At 45.9% G+C, this 931-nt stretch carries 2 protein-coding genes; both read left to right on the top strand.

Features of this window, described 5'->3' with window-relative positions; genetic code table 11:
• Positions 1–225, top strand: a 225-nt coding sequence (locus A3763_RS22265; protein ID WP_156495260.1) for a DHHA1 domain-containing protein, incomplete at its 5' end; no start/stop codon positions are given.
• Between the two features lie 55 nt (positions 226–280).
• Positions 281–931, top strand: a 651-nt coding sequence (locus tag A3763_RS22260; protein ID WP_082880560.1) for an aspartate kinase, incomplete at its 3' end; no start/stop codon positions are given.

The following is a 931-nucleotide window of genomic DNA, read 5'->3' as shown; positions in this document are numbered from 1 at the left end:
GTTTTATTGGCTTCTGTAGACGGAGATAAAATTGCCTTGGTTGCTGGTGTGACGAAATCAATTTCCAAGCAGTACAAAGCTGGAGATTTGATGAAAGTCGTTGCGGCAGGTGTTGGTGGTAAAGGTGGTGGCCGGCCTGATTTTGCGAAGGGCGGTGGTACAGATGTTACTGCTCTAGAAGAAACCTTGGCGTCGGTAGCTGGATGGGTTGAGTCCCAGCAGTAGTTGCTTATTTAGTGTTAGGTTCTAAGTCTACAATTAAGAGGTTTTAAATAGGTCAATGGCCCTGATTGTTCAAAAATATGGCGGTACTTCAGTCGGTACGACTGAGCGTATCCAAGCTGTGGCAGAGAAAGTAAAAAAGTTTCGAGATTCAGGTGATGATGTTGTAGTGGTTGTCTCTGCAATGAGTGGAGAGACTAATAGGTTAATATCATTGGCCGATGCAATATCTAAGGATCCTGTACCTCGTGAAATGGATGTGCTGGTGTCGACCGGTGAGCAGGTGACGATTGCTTTGTTGAGTATGGCTTTGCAGCAGATTGATTGTGATGCAATGTCTATGACAGGTGGTCAGGTTCGTATTTTGACTGATCAGTCTCATATGAAGGCAAGAATACAGGATATTGATGAGTCGCGAATGCGCGAGGCCTTGTCTGCGGGTAAAGTTGTGGTTGTTGCTGGTTTTCAGGGAGTTGATGAGGATCATAATATTACGACGCTTGGTCGTGGCGGGTCAGATACCACTGCTGTTGCTCTAGCGGCTGCGCTCAAAGCGGATGAATGTCAGATTTATACAGATGTCGACGGAGTGTATACAACGGACCCAAGGGTTGTTGATAGTGCGCGCCGTATGGAAAAAGTGACATTTGAAGAAATGATAGAAATGGCGAGTTTGGGCTCTAAGGTTTTGCAGATTAGGGCGGTTGAA

This window comes from Oleiphilus sp. HI0128 (genome assembly GCF_001635365.1).
The sequence above is the reverse complement of the archived record's forward strand: the minus strand, read 5'-3'. Positions and strand labels throughout refer to the sequence as shown.